13 protein-coding genes are annotated in these 12,986 nt (G+C 61.3%); 7 read left to right on the top strand and 6 right to left on the bottom strand.

The features are described 5' to 3' along the window. Positions 1 to 23: 23 nt before the first annotated feature. Positions 24 to 1,199, bottom strand: coding sequence for an elongation factor Tu (gene tuf / locus BSF79_RS13910; RefSeq protein ID WP_090269075.1), 1,176 nt, complete (start codon positions 1,197 to 1,199; stop codon positions 24 to 26). Positions 1,200 to 1,301: 102 nt separating this feature from the next. Next, complete coding sequence (locus BSF79_RS13915; RefSeq protein ID WP_175545331.1) at positions 1,302 to 1,946, bottom strand: hypothetical protein; 645 nt, start codon at positions 1,944 to 1,946, stop codon at positions 1,302 to 1,304. Positions 1,947 to 2,073: 127 nt separating this feature from the next. Between BSF79_RS13915 and BSF79_RS13920 the strand changes: the two genes are divergently transcribed. Continuing rightward, positions 2,074 to 3,426: a cytochrome P450 gene (locus BSF79_RS13920; protein ID WP_090270439.1), complete on the top strand. Its 1,353-nt coding sequence runs from the start codon at positions 2,074 to 2,076 to the stop codon at positions 3,424 to 3,426. Between the two features lie 2 nt (positions 3,427 to 3,428). Here the strand turns inward: BSF79_RS13920 and BSF79_RS13925 are convergent, their stop codons facing one another. Next, entirely contained in the window at positions 3,429 to 5,738 is a 2,310-nt protein-coding gene (locus BSF79_RS13925; RefSeq protein ID WP_090270440.1) for a DNA topoisomerase IV subunit A, read from the bottom strand. A 246-nt stretch (positions 5,739 to 5,984) separates the two neighbouring features. On the opposite strand from BSF79_RS13925, the gene BSF79_RS13930 reads away from it, so the two are divergent. The 6 genes from BSF79_RS13930 to BSF79_RS13955 all read left to right on the top strand — a co-directional run bounded on the left by BSF79_RS13930 (position 5,985) and on the right by BSF79_RS13955 (position 10,252). Next, positions 5,985 to 6,560 carry an SH3 domain-containing protein gene (locus BSF79_RS13930; protein ID WP_090270441.1) on the top strand — a complete coding sequence of 192 codons (576 nt, stop codon included), beginning with the start codon at positions 5,985 to 5,987 and terminating at the stop codon, positions 6,558 to 6,560. A gap of 70 nt (positions 6,561 to 6,630) precedes the next feature. Then, positions 6,631 to 7,461: an SDR family NAD(P)-dependent oxidoreductase gene (locus tag BSF79_RS13935; RefSeq protein ID WP_090270442.1), complete on the top strand. Its 831-nt coding sequence runs from the start codon at positions 6,631 to 6,633 to the stop codon at positions 7,459 to 7,461. A gap of 77 nt (positions 7,462 to 7,538) precedes the next feature. Further along, positions 7,539 to 7,742, top strand: coding sequence for a twin transmembrane helix small protein (locus BSF79_RS13940; protein WP_090270443.1), 204 nt, complete (start codon positions 7,539 to 7,541; stop codon positions 7,740 to 7,742). A gap of 4 nt (positions 7,743 to 7,746) precedes the next feature. After that, on the top strand, positions 7,747 to 8,319 hold the full coding sequence (locus tag BSF79_RS13945; protein ID WP_090270444.1) for a cob(I)yrinic acid a,c-diamide adenosyltransferase: 573 nt from the start codon (positions 7,747 to 7,749) through the stop codon (positions 8,317 to 8,319). Between the two features lie 248 nt (positions 8,320 to 8,567). After that, positions 8,568 to 9,326: an electron transfer flavoprotein subunit beta/FixA family protein gene (locus tag BSF79_RS13950; protein WP_090270445.1), complete on the top strand. Its 759-nt coding sequence runs from the start codon at positions 8,568 to 8,570 to the stop codon at positions 9,324 to 9,326. After that, complete coding sequence (locus BSF79_RS13955; protein WP_090270446.1) at positions 9,326 to 10,252, top strand: electron transfer flavoprotein subunit alpha/FixB family protein; 927 nt, start codon at positions 9,326 to 9,328, stop codon at positions 10,250 to 10,252. Before BSF79_RS13950 ends, BSF79_RS13955 begins: the two co-directional genes overlap by 1 nt. A gap of 107 nt (positions 10,253 to 10,359) precedes the next feature. Here BSF79_RS13955 and BSF79_RS13960 read toward each other — a convergent pair whose 3' ends face one another. The 3 genes from BSF79_RS13960 to BSF79_RS13970 form a co-directional block, all read right to left on the bottom strand. Next, positions 10,360 to 10,848, bottom strand: a complete 489-nt coding sequence (locus BSF79_RS13960) for a GNAT family N-acetyltransferase (protein WP_175545332.1) — start codon at positions 10,846 to 10,848, stop codon at positions 10,360 to 10,362. A 66-nt stretch (positions 10,849 to 10,914) separates the two neighbouring features. Continuing rightward, complete coding sequence (gene groL, locus BSF79_RS13965) at positions 10,915 to 12,564, bottom strand: chaperonin GroEL (RefSeq protein ID WP_090270447.1); 1,650 nt, start codon at positions 12,562 to 12,564, stop codon at positions 10,915 to 10,917. Between the two features lie 41 nt (positions 12,565 to 12,605). Further along, complete coding sequence (locus BSF79_RS13970) at positions 12,606 to 12,893, bottom strand: co-chaperone GroES (protein ID WP_090270448.1); 288 nt, start codon at positions 12,891 to 12,893, stop codon at positions 12,606 to 12,608. Positions 12,894 to 12,986 lie beyond the last annotated feature (93 nt).

The following is a 12,986-nucleotide window of genomic DNA, read 5'->3' on the forward strand; positions in this document are numbered from 1 at the left end:
CCTCTTCGAACCCGAAGGTTTGATTACTTCAGAATTTTCGACACGACGCCGGCGCCGACGGTACGGCCGCCTTCGCGGATGGCGAAGCGCAGGCCGTCTTCCATGGCGATCGGCGCGATCAGTTCAACCGTGAACTTCAGGTTGTCACCGGGCATCACCATCTCGGTGCCCTCGGGCAGCGTAACGGTGCCGGTCACGTCCGTCGTACGGAAGTAGAACTGCGGGCGATAGTTGGCGAAGAACGGCGTGTGACGGCCACCCTCTTCCTTGGTCAGGATATACGCCTCGGCCTCGAACTGGGTGTGCGGGTTAACCGACTTCGGCTTACACAGCACCTGACCACGCTCAACGCCTTCGCGGTCGATGCCGCGCAGCAGGACGCCAACGTTGTCACCAGCTTCACCACGATCCAGCAGTTTGCGGAACATTTCCACACCGGTACAGGTGGTGGTTTTGGTGTCGCGGATGCCGACGATCTCGATGCTGTCGCCAACGTTGATCACGCCACGCTCAACACGACCGGTTACAACCGTACCACGACCCGAGATCGAGAAAACGTCTTCGATCGGCATCAGGAACGGCTGATCCACGGCACGCGCCGGGGTCGGGATGTATTCGTCAACAGCGGCCATCAGCTTCTTGATCGACTCTTCGCCGATTTCCGGATCACGGCCTTCCAGCGCGGCCAGAGCCGAGCCGGGAATGATCGGAATATCGTCGCCCGGGTAATCGTACGAGGACAGCAGTTCGCGGATTTCCATTTCCACGAGCTCCAGCAGCTCTTCGTCGTCAACCTGGTCAACCTTGTTCATGTAGACGACCATGTAGGGGATACCCACCTGGCGACCCAGCAGGATGTGCTCGCGCGTCTGCGGCATCGGGCCGTCAGCAGCGTTCACAACCAGAATCGCGCCGTCCATCTGCGCCGCACCGGTGATCATGTTCTTCACATAGTCAGCGTGGCCGGGGCAATCGACGTGCGCATAGTGACGTGCTTCGGTCTCATACTCGACGTGCGCCGTCGAGATCGTGATCCCGCGGGCTTTCTCTTCCGGCGCGCCATCAATCTGGTCGTAGGCCTTGAAGTCACCAAAGTACTTGGTGATCGCTGCGGTCAGCGTCGTCTTGCCGTGGTCAACGTGGCCAATCGTGCCAATGTTAACGTGCGGCTTATTACGCTCAAACTTTTCCTTTGCCATCCTAGAGGCGCCTCGCAGTTGGGGGGCCCACGGCCCGAGTTGTCGTCGCGGGCCATTTATGGGTTTCAGACAGGAAAATCAAGCGCCTGATGCAATTCCGGCTCAGCCAGAGACAGGACCTGCTGGGGTTTCCGGTGCGGTTGCCGTCCCCGCCGCGGTCGCGGCGGCAGGCTCGGATCCCAAGGACGTAGCCGCAGTTCCATCGCCCGCCGGACCAAACCACTGTTCCTGCGCCTGCATCTTGACCAGATAGTTTTGGATCATCTTGGCCGCATTCCGGCTAAGGTTCTGCATCTGTTGCTCTTTTGGCTGCGTCAGCCCTGACCCCACAATCGTATCCCCCGACAGCGACTCCATCACGGTGATCTGCTCGGGCTTGTCGTTCAGCTTCTTCCCCAGCGCGTCATCCCAGACGGTGATGTTGATGATCAGCACCGACTTGGGCGACAAAACCACCGGAATACCCGGCTGCGCCAGAACATAGCCCTCGACCGAGGTGCCAAAATGATACAGTTTTTCGCCCTCGTAGCGATCAAACCGCTCGGCGATGGCACCGGTCAGCGCGGCTTGCCACTCCTCGACGCTGGCCTCGCGCGATACCGGGCCTTTCACGACTTTCGGCGCCACAACCACATTGTGCCCCAGCGCAAAATTGCCCAACGCCACGGGCGCCTTGTTCAGGTCATTGGAATTGGTGCAGGCCGCGGCGAGAAACAGAACGGCGAAACAAGCAATACGGCGCAGCATGGTTGGCTCCTTGGTCAATCAGCCCACCTCCGATAGCCCACCAGCCCGCATCGCGCAATCAATTGCCGCATCGCCTCTTCCCCACAAGCGCCGCCACTATGCTATGTTGCAAGAAAGGAGGCCCCCGATGACCGACACTGAGTTCCCTGTCCATGTCCCGCTGGTGCGCGAGCCGTGGGGGATTCTCAAAAGCCTGAACGCCGCGCGCCAGAATGTCTTGTCGATCATCCCCGAAATCGCCACCCGCCAACCGATGGTCAGCGGCAAGACCGGCAAACGCTGGCATATGGTGATGGACCCGCAGGCGCTGCGCCATGTCCTGCTGGATGGGTTGGCCGACTATCCCAAGTCCGATGTCACCAAGAACCTGCTGCGCCCGGCGATCGGCGAATCGCTGTTTGTCGCCGAAGGCGCGCATTGGCGCTGGCAACGCCGCGCCGCCGCGCCAGTGTTCTCGCATCGCAACGTGATGAACCTCGCTCCGATCATGACTGCCGCCGCCGAACGCAGCGCCGCCCGCATCGCGGCCTCAGGCCCCGGTGCGATCGACATGGCCGATGAAATGGTCCGCGCCACCTTTGATGTCATCGGCGAGGTCACGTTTTCCGGTGGCGGTGGCTTTGACCGCGACGCCCTGCACCGCGCCATCGACCGCTATATCGCCGAGGCGGGCAAAGTCTCACTGCTGGATATTCTGGGGATGCCCGATTGGGTGCCCCGCCCCGGTCGGGTCTTCTCGGGGCAGGTGGTGAAGGAAATGAAATCAGTCGCCGACCGCGCCATTGATGACCGCCGCACAACCGGCGCCAAAGACATCCCCGACCTGCTCGACCTGCTGCTGGCGGGCGAAGACCCTGAAACCAAACGCCGGATGAACACGGCCGAGCTGCGCGACAACCTGCTGACCTTCATCGTCGCCGGGCATGAAACCACCGCGCTCACGCTGGGTTGGGCGCTTTACCTCTGTGCCTTTGATCCCGCCGTTCAGGCCCGCGCCCGCACCGAGGCCACCTCCGTGCTGGGCACCCGCGCCGCCACCGGCGCCGACGTCGCCAACCTGCCCTACATCCGCACGATCATCGACGAAGCACTGCGGCTTTATCCGCCCGCCGCGCTCGTCTCTCGCACCGCGCTCAAGCGCGACACGCTGGGCGGGCGCGAAATTCGCCCCGGCGATACCGTGATGATCCCGATCTATGCGCTGCACCGCAATCATCTGCTGTGGGACGCACCCGACAGCTTCAACCCCGCCCGCTTTGCCGATCGCAAGGCGATCGACCGCTATGCCTATCTGCCGTTCGGTGACGGCCCGCGCATCTGCATCGGCGCCAGCTTCGCGCTGCAAGAAGCGGTGATCATCCTCGCCACCCTGCTGGCCCGGTTCCGTTTCACCGCCATACCGGGGCGGGATCCGAAACCGGTGATGATCCTCACCCTGCGCCCCCAAGGCGGCGTCTGGCTGCAAGCCGACCCGCTTTAGGCTCAGTTGAACTTATTGTCCCTTGGGAAGCCACGCGGCGCCATCCGGCCCGATCCCGCACGCTTGCCCAGCCACTCCGACAGCTCGCTTTCGGTCCGGGTGCGCCCCGCCGGATCACGCCAGCTCAGCCCCTCGGCCAATACAAAGGTCGTGGCATCGCTCAGCCCGCCGTCCTTGTATTTCTGCAACCGAACACCCTTGCCGCGCCCCATCTCTGGCAATTCCTCCTGCGCGAAAACCAAAACCTTGCGGTTCTCGCCCACCACGGCCACGTGATCACCACTGACCGGCTTGCACACCAACGCGCGCGTGCCATCGCGCACGTTCAAAACCTGCTTGCCGCTGCGGGTCTGCGCCAGAACATCATCCTCGGGCACAATGAAGCCGTCACCCGCGTCCGAAGCCACCAACAACCGCCCACCGGGACGATGGATGAAGATCGCGATGATCTCGGCCTCGTTCGGCAGATCCACGATCAACCGCAAAGGCTCGCCCATCCCGCGCCCACCCGGCAGGGTCGAGGCCTGAATGGTGTAAAACCGCCCCGTCGAGGCAAAGACCAATATCCGGTCCGTTGTCTCGGCATGGAAAATGAAACGCGGCCCGTCGCCGTCCTTGAACTTCAACTCGCGGCCAAGATCGATATGCCCGGTCATCGCCCGGATCCACCCCATCTGCGAACACACAACCGTCAGCGGCTCGCGGTCGATCATCGCCTCCAGCGGCACCTCTTCAACCACGCCCGCTTCGGCAAACTGCGACCGCCGCGCGCCGCCGGGATAATCGCGGCCAAACGCCTTGCGCGTCTCTTTCAGCTCTTCGCCGACCCGCGCCCACTGCAGATCGCCACTGTCCAGCAGATCCTCCAGCGCCGCGCGCTCTTCCATCAACGCATCGCGTTCGCGCACCAGCTCGATTTCTTCCAGCCGCCGCAAACTGCGCAACCGCATGTTCAGAATCGCTTCGGCCTGAACCTCGCTCAGCTCGCCTTCACCCTTGGCAGGCAAGGGCGAGACATAGTCCGCCTCAGACATCGCCCGCACATGCGTACCGCCCCATTCTTCGCCCATCAGCGCCGCCTTGGGCTCGTCGTCGTAGCGGATAATGTCGATCACCCGGTCCAGATTCAGGAACGCAATGATAAAGCCTTCCAACACCTCCAGCCGATGGTCGATCTTCTCCAGCCGGAACTGCGACCGGCGCTGCAACACCTCGCGCCGGTGATCCAGAAATGCCCGCAGCACCTCTTTCAGGCTGCACACCTTCGGCGTCAGCCCGTCGATCAGCACGTTCATGTTCAGACTGAACCGCACTTCTAGATCCGAGTTGCGGAACATCATCCCCATCAAGACCGCAGGGTCGACATTCTTCGACCGCGGTTCAAGAATCAGCCGGATATCGTCGGCGCTCTCATCACGCACATCCGCCAGAATCGGCACCTTCTTGGTCTGGATCAGCTCGGCGATCTTCTCGATCAGCTTGGATTTCTGCACCTGATACGGGATTTCGGTGACCACGACCTGCCACTGACCGCGCCCCAAATCCTCAACCTCGTACCGACACCGCAGCCGGAACGACCCGCGCCCGGTCCGGTACGCCTCGGCGATATTCTCGCGCGGCTCGACGATCACGCCGCCGGTCGGAAAGTCCGGGCCGGGGATGTAATTCAACAGCGTTTCGTCGCGCGCATCCGGCACCTTGATCAGATGCAGACACGCCCCGATCAGCTCTTCGATATTATGCGGCGGAATATTCGTGGCCATGCCCACGGCAATCCCGCTCGACCCATTGGCCAAAAGGTTCGGAAAGGCCGCCGGCAGCACCACCGGCTCGGTCAGCGTGCCGTCGTAATTCTCGCGGAAATCAACAGCGTTCTCGTTCAACCCCTCCAGCAGCGCCTCGGCCGCCGCGGTCATCCGCGCCTCGGTATAGCGGCTGGCGGCGGGGTTATCGCCGTCGATATTGCCGAAATTCCCCTGCCCGTCGACCAGCGGATAGCGCACGTTGAAATCCTGCGCCAGACGCGCCATCGCGTCGTAAATCGCCATGTCGCCATGCGGGTGATAGTTCCCCATCACATCGCCGGAAATCTTCGCCGATTTTCGAAACCCCCCGTTCGAGGCCAGCCGCAATTCCCGCATCGCATACAGGATTCGCCGGTGTACCGGCTTCAACCCGTCGCGCGCATCCGGCAGCGCCCGGTGCATGATGGTCGACAAAGCATAGGTCAGATACCGCTCGCCAATGGCGCGGCGCAACGGCTCCGCAACCTCGGCGGGGTTCATGTTGGGGTCATCCAGTGTATCGGTCATAAATGCTGTGTATCCTCACCACAGCGCAGCGACAAGCCGCCCTATACACCGCTTGAGAAATTCCCCGATCAGACGGGATTTTCCGCACCAGATCGCCCCGCCTTTCAACACCCCGACTCGCCCGACCGGCCACGCTGACCCGTGACCGGGGGAAAAACATGTCGGTTTTTCCCCTAAGAAACAAAGGGGCTGCATGATACATTTTGGCCTCATCATCATGTGCCATTTACTAAAAGGGGGTGCGCAATGCGGCGCCTTATTCTTGTGACGTTCGGGTTTCTTGGCTTGGCGTTTTATATCCTCAGCGACGGGGCGAATTTCGTCCCGGCCTCCAGCCGTATCGAAGTCGCAGAACTCCCCGCTGCAACACCTGCGCGCGCCCCGGTTCAGGTGGCCAGCATTGAAGTGGCATCCGACGCCGTTGTCATCCCCGCCGGGTTCGATCCCGGCAGCGCCACCTTGCCGCTGCACCCTGCAAAGCCGACCACATCCGGCGACATCTCCACCCCCTCGGTCGGCGCCCCGCCCGTGATTATCGACGCCACCAAAATGTCGACCATTCAGGCCACCACGCAGCAATCCAATCCCACCCCCGAAGGGACGGCTGAAAAACCCGCCCCCGACCTGCGCAAAGTGACCGGCAACCGCGTCAACATGCGCATGGGACCGGGCACCAACTATAACGTGGTCACAAAGCTGTCCGCAGGCACGCAGGTTTTGGTACTGCAAATGCCGGGCGAAGGATGGGTAAAACTGCGCGTTGTCGAAACCGGGCGCGTTGGTTGGATGGCGGACTATCTTGTGAGCAAGGCCAGCGACTGACCCCCACGCCCGCATTGCATCGCCCTGCCGCTTCGCTTAGCCGTTGCACGGTATCTGCAAAGGGCGTGACATGACCGGCAAATCCATTCTAATCACCGGATGCTCCTCGGGCATCGGCTATGACGCGGCACACGGCCTGCGCGCACAGGGCTGGCGCGTCTTCGCCGCCTGCCGCCAATCGGCCGATGTCACCCGCCTGCAAACCGAAGGCTTCGAGGCCGTCCAGCTCGACTATGCCGACGAAGACAGCATCCGCACCGCGCTGGCCCAAATCCTGACCGCCACCGGCGGCACGCTCGACGCGCTGTTCAACAACGGCGCCTACGCCTGCCCCGGCGCCGCCGAAGACCTGCCCCGCGGCGCTCTGCGCGAGATATTCGAGGTTAACGTCTTTGGCTGGCACGACCTGACCCGACAGGTCATCCCGATCATGCGCGCGCAGGGACACGGCCGCATCATCAACTGCTCGTCCGTCCTGGGGCTTGTCGTCGCCCCTTGGCGCGCCGCCTACAGCGCCACCAAATACGCGGTCGAGGCCCTGACCGACACCCTGCGCGTCGAAATGCGCGACACCCCGATCCACGTCGTCCTGATCGAACCCGGACCGATCACCTCGGACATCCGCCGCAACTCGATTCCGCATTTCGAACGCTGGATCGACTGGGAAAACAGCCCCCGCGCGGAACAATACCGAACCTCCCTGCGCAAACGCCTGTACGAGGACCGCGGCCCCGACAAATTCGAACTTCCAGCCTCCGCCGTCACCACCAAACTGATCCGCGCGCTCGAATCCCCCAATCCCCGCCCGCGCTACTATGTGACGACGCCGACCTACCTGATGGGCACCCTGCGCCGCCTGCTGCCTACGCGCGCCTTGGACTGGCTGCTCGCCAAAGGCTGACCCGCGCTGAAAAAACGCATTCGCTTTTGCCGCGCGCACCTCTACATCTGGTGCACCATATAAAAGGACCTATCCCGATGAAGGACGACCCCCTGTTTTACGTTGTCGCTGCGGCCTGCCTCGCCGTGGTGACAATCCTTATGCTGGGCATCGGCGGCTTTGCCAAAGGCGGCGAGTTCAACAAAAAGAACGCCAACAAGATCATGCGCTGGCGCATCGGCGCGCAGTTCATCGCGATCCTGTTGATCCTGCTCTATGTCTGGCTGCGGCGCGGAGGCTGAAACCATGGTTGTCCTGAACAAAATCTACACCCGCACCGGCGACAAAGGCGATACCGCCCTTGGCAATGGCGCCCGTGTCGCCAAACATTCGCCCCGCGTCACGGCCTACGGCACCGTCGATGAAACCAACGCGACCCTCGGCCTCGCGCGCCTGCACGCCAGTGGCGACATGGATACCGCCCTGTCCCGGATCCAGAACGACCTGTTCGATCTGGGCGCCGACCTGTGCCGCCCCGATATGGCGCAGGACGCCACCGCCGAGTACCCGCCGCTGCGCATGACCGATGCACAGGTCACCCGACTGGAATCCGAAATCGACGCGATGAACACCGACCTCAGCCCCCTGCGCAGCTTCGTCCTACCCGGCGGCTCGGCGCTGGCCGCGCACCTGCACCTGTGCCGCACCGTCTCACGCCGGGCCGAACGGCTCGCGGTCGAGCTCTCTGAGACCGAACAGGTCAACCCCGCCGCCGTCAAATACCTCAACCGTCTGTCCGATTGGTTCTTCGTCGCCTCGCGCGTTGCCAACGACAACGGCGCGGCAGATGTTCTGTGGGTTCCGGGCGCAAACCGCTGAGGTCCGACCCCACCCGGTTTCTTTCTGATGCAAATACTCCTGCGCGACAGCGCATCAATTCGCCGACCCAAAGAATTTTACGCCTCCGGCGGGAGTATTTTAGTCAGAAAGAAACCAAACGCGGCGTCGGTTCGCGCTAACGTGGCTTTTTTGCTCTGTTTCCCCGGCGCGCAAGAATATATCAACATCCGGAGTGCATTTGGGGGGAGTCGTTTCATTTACCCCCGTTATTCAAGGGAGACCCACTAATGAAGGTGCTAGTGCCTGTCAAACGTGTGATCGACTATAACGTGAAAGTTCGTGTTAAATCGGACGGCAGCGGTGTTGATCTTGCTAACGTTAAGATGTCGATGAATCCGTTTGACGAGATTGCTGTTGAAGAGGCGATCCGCCTGAAAGAAGCGGGCAAGGCCGACGAAGTGATCGTCGTGTCGATCGGTGTCAAACAGGCGCAGGAAACCCTGCGCACGGCCTTGGCGATGGGCGCCGACCGCGCCATTCTGGTTATCGCCGCCGATGACGTCCATCAGGACATCGAACCGCTGGCCGTTGCCAAGATCCTCAAAGCTGTCGTCGAAGCCGAAGGTCCCGGCCTGGTCATCGCCGGCAAGCAGGCAATCGACAACGACATGAACGCCACCGGTCAGATGCTGTCGGCGCTCTTGGGTTGGTCGCAGGGCACCTTCGCCTCCGAGTTGGATGTGGACGGCGACACCGCAGTGATCACCCGCGAAGTCGATGGCGGCCTTCAGACCATCAAAATCAAGATGCCCGCGATCGTCACCGCGGATCTGCGTCTGAACGAACCGCGCTATGCCAGCCTTCCGAACATCATGAAGGCCAAGAAAAAGCCGCTGGACGAAAAGACCGCCGCCGATTTCGGCGTCGATGTCACGCCGCGCCTTGAGATCGTCAAAACCACCGAACCCGCCGCGCGCTCTGCCGGTATCAAGGTCGGCTCGGTGGACGAGCTTGTTGCGAAACTCAAAGAAGTGGGGGCTGTGTAATGGCTGTTCTTCTGATTGCCGAAGTGATCGGCGGCGTTCTGGCCGCAGATGCGACCGCAAAGGCGCTGACCGCAGCAAAGGCCATGGGCGATGTGACCGTTCTGGTTGCGTCCTCCTCGTGTTCCGGGGCGGCCGAAGCCGCAGCCAAGCTTGACGGCGTTGCGCGCGTTTTGTGCGCTGATGATGCCGCCTATGGCAACGGGCTGGCCGAACCGGTTGCCGACTTGATCGTCAGCCTTGCGGGCGATTATGAGCATATCGTTGCTCCGGCCACGGCCAGCGCGAAAAACATCCTGCCCCGCGTCGCGGCCCTGCTGGATGTGATGGTGCTGTCGGATGTGACCGGCGTGGTCGATGGCGCGACGTTCGAGCGCCCGATCTATGCGGGCAACGCGATCCAGACGGTGAAATCCTCGGACCCCAAAAAGGTCATGACGATCCGTACCGCCACCTTTGACGCCGCTGGCGAAGCAGGCGCGGCCCCGGTCGAAACCATCGCTGCCGCGGCCAACCCCGGCCTCAGCGACTGGGTCGAAGACAAGGTCGCCACCTCTGACCGCCCCGAGCTGACAAGCGCGGGCATTGTCGTGTCCGGTGGTCGTGGTGTTGGCTCCGAAGCTGACTTCGCGCTGATCGAAAAACTGGCCGACAAGCTGGGTGCCGCCGTTGGTGCCAGCCGCGCCGCCGTCGACTCGGGCTATGCTCCGAACGACTGGCAGGTGGGTCAGACCGGCAAGGTCGTCGCGCCGGATCTTTACATCGCCGTTGGCATCTCGGGCGCGATTCAGCACCTGGCCGGCATGAAGGACTCCAAGATCATCGTCGCGATCAACAAAGATGAAGAGGCTCCGATCTTCCAGGTCGCCGATTACGGCCTGGTTGCAGACCTGTTCACCGCGATCCCCGAGCTGATCGAAAAACTCTGATCCGGTGCGGCGGGGAAAACCCCGCCCTGCCAATCATACGAAAAGGCCCGCCAAATTGGTGGGCCTTTTTCATTTGCCCAACGCCGCGCCAAGTACAGCCAACCACATCAGGATGCCCCAAACGCCTTGGGATAAATCAGCTCAACCTCTGGCGCATCGGTCCCCGGTCCCGCCAGCAACAGATGCTCTACCGGATAGGGTGCCCGCAACCGCGCCGCCCGCGCTGCGCTGAACCCGGCGCGCTCGTAAAACCCAGGCTCACCCAGAACCACAACATAGGTCCCCGAAAGCCGCGCCCATTCGCTCAGCAGCCCCAGCATACGCAGCCCATGACGTTTGCCCTGCCAATCGGGATGCACGGCCACCGGCGCCAGACAAAGCCAGCGCTTCGGCGCAATCATCCGGGACAGCGCAAAATAGCCAACGATTTCGCCACTCCACGCCAGCACACTTTCGCCCGCAATCGCCTTTGATTTGCGCAACTGCCGGACCAGCTTCACCTCGTCCTGCCCGCCAAAGGCCAGCTGCAGCAGGCGATCCACCTGCGCCTCTTCGCCCCGTCGCAGTTCGCGCACAAAATCCGGCCCGTTCACCATTCGGCTCTCCAAAGAAAAGGGGCCACCCGAAGGCAGCCCCTGTCCCTAACATATCTGGCGAGCAGATTACATCATGCCGCCCATGCCGCCCATGCCGCCCATATCGGGCATGCCGCCAGCAGCCGCGCCTTCTTTGGCGGGCTTGTCAGCAACCATGGCTTCGGTGGTGATCAGCAGACCAGCGATCGAGGCCGCATCTTCCAGAGCAGTACGAACCACTTTGGCCGGGTCGATCACGCCGAATGCGAACATGTCACCATATTCTTCGGTCTGAGCGTTGAAGCCGAACTTGGGGTCGCTGCTTTCGCGGATTTTGCCCGCAACAACGGCACCGTCAACACCAGCGTTTTCAGCGATCTGGCGCAGCGGCGCTTCGATGGCTTTGCGCACGATGGCGATACCGGCGTTCTGGTCGCTGTTGATGCCTGTCAGACCCTCAAGGGTCTTGGCTGCCTGAACCAGAGCAACACCACCACCGACAACGATACCTTCTTGCACGGCCGCACGGGTCGCGTTCAGGGCATCGTCAACGCGGTCTTTGCGCTCTTTGACTTCAACTTCGGTCATGCCGCCAACGCGGATAACAGCAACACCACCGGCCAGTTTGGCCACGCGCTCTTGCAGCTTCTCACGGTCGTAATCCGACGTGGTTTCTTCAACCTGCGTACGGATCTGAGCAACACGTGCTTCGATCTCGGCTTTGTCGCCAGCGCCGTCAACGATGGTTGTCTCGTCTTTGGTGATGGTGATTTTCTTGGCCGAACCCAGCATGTCCATGGTCACGGACTCAAGCTTCATACCCAGATCTTCGCTGATCACCTGACCACCGGTCAGAATGGCGATGTCCTGCAGCATGGCCTTGCGGCGATCGCCGAAGCCCGGTGCTTTGACAGCAGCGATTTTCAGACCGCCACGCAGCTTGTTCACAACCAAGGTTGCCAGGGCTTCGCCCTCAACATCTTCGGCAATGATCAGCAGCGGCTTTTGCGACTGGATAACCGACTCGAGCAGCGGAACCATCGGCTGCAGCGACGAGAGTTTCTTCTCGTGCAGCAGGATCATGCAGTCTTCCAGATCTGCAATCATCTTGTCGGGGTTGGTCACGAAGTAAGGCGACAGGTAACCGCGATCGAACTGCATGCCTTCAACAACAGTGGTCTCTGTTTCCAGACCCTTGTTCTCTTCGACAGTGATCACACCCTCGTTGCCGACTTTCTGCATCGCGTCTGCGATCTGACGACCGATTTCGACTTCGCCGTTGGCCGAGATGGTGCCGACCTGAGCAACTTCGGCGCTGTCGTTGACAGGGCGCGAGGCGGCTTTGATCGCTTCAACGACTTTGGCAGTTGCCAGGTCGATGCCGCGCTTCAGGTCCATCGGGTTCATGCCAGCGGCAACCGATTTCATGCCTTCTTTGACGATGGCTTGGGCCAGAACAGTCGCGGTCGTGGTGCCGTCGCCTGCTTCGTCATTGGTCCGGGAAGCAACTTCCTTGACCATCTGTGCGCCCATGTTTTCGAACTTGTCTTCCAGTTCGATTTCCTTGGCAACCGATACACCGTCCTTGGTGATGCGCGGTGCGCCGAAGGATTTGTCCAGAACCACGTTGCGGCCTTTGGGGCCCAGGGTAACTTTCACGGCGTCGGCCAGAATGTTCACGCCTTTAAGCATGCGATTCCGTGCGTCTGTGCCGAATTTGACGTCTTTAGCAGCCATTGTGCTTGCTCCTAGATATCAGAATTTCAGGGGGGTGACGATCAGGCAATGATGCCCATGATGTCGGATTCTTTCATGATCAGCAGTTCTTCACCTTCAAGGGTGATTTCGGTGCCGGACCATTTGCCAAACAGGATCTTGTCGCCTGCTTTGACGTCCATTGCGATGCGATCGCCGTCATCGTCTTTTGCGCCTGCGCCAACGGACACAACGATGCCCTCGGCGGGCTTTTCTTTTGCGCTATCGGGGATGATAAGACCACCCTTGGTCTTTTCGTCGCCTTCGATGCGGCGGACCAGCACGCGGTCATGAAGCGGTGTAAATGCCATCTCTGAGGCTCCTTGGCTCAAAGTTTCTCCCTTAACCCCTCAAAAGGGGTCGTTATCACTCGCTCTGTTCGAGTGCTAACAGCGCATAGCTAA

The sequence above is a fragment of the Thalassovita taeanensis genome (assembly GCF_900110775.1).
GTDB classification, from domain to species: Bacteria; Pseudomonadota; Alphaproteobacteria; order Rhodobacterales; family Rhodobacteraceae; genus Litorimicrobium; species Litorimicrobium taeanense.

Coding starts and splice junctions, on each gene's coding strand:
- BSF79_RS13950 (WP_090270445.1), top strand. CDS start 8,568: ATGAAGGTGCTAGTGCCTGTCAAACGTGTGATCGACTATAACGTGAAA.
- BSF79_RS13935 (WP_090270442.1), top strand. CDS start 6,631: ATGACCGGCAAATCCATTCTAATCACCGGATGCTCCTCGGGCATCGGC.
- BSF79_RS13945 (WP_090270444.1), top strand. CDS start 7,747: ATGGTTGTCCTGAACAAAATCTACACCCGCACCGGCGACAAAGGCGAT.
- BSF79_RS13925 (WP_090270440.1), bottom strand. CDS start 5,738: ATGACCGATACACTGGATGACCCCAACATGAACCCCGCCGAGGTTGCG.
- tuf (WP_090269075.1), bottom strand. CDS start 1,199: ATGGCAAAGGAAAAGTTTGAGCGTAATAAGCCGCACGTTAACATTGGC.
- BSF79_RS13915 (WP_175545331.1), bottom strand. CDS start 1,946: ATGCTGCGCCGTATTGCTTGTTTCGCCGTTCTGTTTCTCGCCGCGGCC.
- BSF79_RS13930 (WP_090270441.1), top strand. CDS start 5,985: ATGCGGCGCCTTATTCTTGTGACGTTCGGGTTTCTTGGCTTGGCGTTT.
- BSF79_RS13955 (WP_090270446.1), top strand. CDS start 9,326: ATGGCTGTTCTTCTGATTGCCGAAGTGATCGGCGGCGTTCTGGCCGCA.
- BSF79_RS13940 (WP_090270443.1), top strand. CDS start 7,539: ATGAAGGACGACCCCCTGTTTTACGTTGTCGCTGCGGCCTGCCTCGCC.
- groL (WP_090270447.1), bottom strand. CDS start 12,564: ATGGCTGCTAAAGACGTCAAATTCGGCACAGACGCACGGAATCGCATG.
- BSF79_RS13920 (WP_090270439.1), top strand. CDS start 2,074: ATGACCGACACTGAGTTCCCTGTCCATGTCCCGCTGGTGCGCGAGCCG.
- BSF79_RS13970 (WP_090270448.1), bottom strand. CDS start 12,893: ATGGCATTTACACCGCTTCATGACCGCGTGCTGGTCCGCCGCATCGAA.
- BSF79_RS13960 (WP_175545332.1), bottom strand. CDS start 10,848: ATGGTGAACGGGCCGGATTTTGTGCGCGAACTGCGACGGGGCGAAGAG.